At 56.3% G+C, this 781-nt stretch carries 2 protein-coding genes; both read left to right on the top strand.

Annotated elements, in window-relative coordinates; genetic code table 11:
- Window positions 1-276: tail assembly protein (locus Xsto_RS20790; RefSeq protein ID WP_479688472.1), on the top strand; the 276-nt coding region annotated here is incomplete at its 5' end.
- Window positions 277-329: 53 nt separating this feature from the next.
- On the top strand, window positions 330-781 hold a 452-nt coding region (gene gpJ / locus Xsto_RS20785), incomplete at its 3' end, for a TipJ family phage tail tip protein (RefSeq protein ID WP_422646191.1).

Here is a 781-nt window from a genome sequence, read left to right as displayed (position 1 = left end):
ATGGTCGTTGCGGGGGCGTTCTTGTGGTACACGCCCTATGGTGTACCGATGGTGATGTCCGGTGTCGGTATGATGCTGGGTGGCGTGGTGCAAATGCTCTCCCCGATGCCGGGCGGACTGGCGCGACGGGAAGACCCCGATAATAAACCCTCGTATGCCTTTGGTGGCCCGGTCAACTCCATCGCACAGGGTAACCCGGTGCCGATAGGGTACGGCAAGCGCCGCATCGGGGGTGCCATTATCTCTGCGGGGATTTACGCCGAAGATCAGCAATAATGCTTCACAGTGTTCAGTCAGGTCGCTCAGGCGGCTTTTTTTACGGGTGAAATATGGAACAGCATCAGATTCAGGGCAGCAAAGGCGGCAGTGACAGCCCCCGCACCCCGGTCGAATCGCCGGATTCGTTACAGTCAACCTCGTATGCCAAAATCTTACTGGCACTGGGGGAAGGGGAATTCGCCGGGGGACTGGATGGCACCAATATCTTTCTGGATAACACGCCGATCATCGGGCCGGACGGTAAGCCTAACTTTGAGGGGGTAAAGTGGGAATTTCGCCACGGCACCCCGCATCAGGACTATATCAAAGGGGTGCCAGCCGTTGAAAATGAGTTAACAGTGGGCACGGAGTTAGCTGAATCATGGGTGAGATCGGTCACCAATACCCAGTTATCGGCGGTGCGTATCCGCTTGTCATGGCCCCAGTTGCAGACGCAGAAAGAAAACGGGGATACGGTCGGTTACCGCATTGATTATGTGATTGAAGTCGCGACAGATGGCGG

The organism is Xenorhabdus stockiae (assembly GCF_002632825.1).
GTDB classification, from domain to species: domain Bacteria; phylum Pseudomonadota; class Gammaproteobacteria; order Enterobacterales; family Enterobacteriaceae; genus Xenorhabdus; species Xenorhabdus stockiae.
Note: the sequence above shows the minus strand (reverse complement) of the source record. Positions and strands in the feature narration are given on the sequence as shown.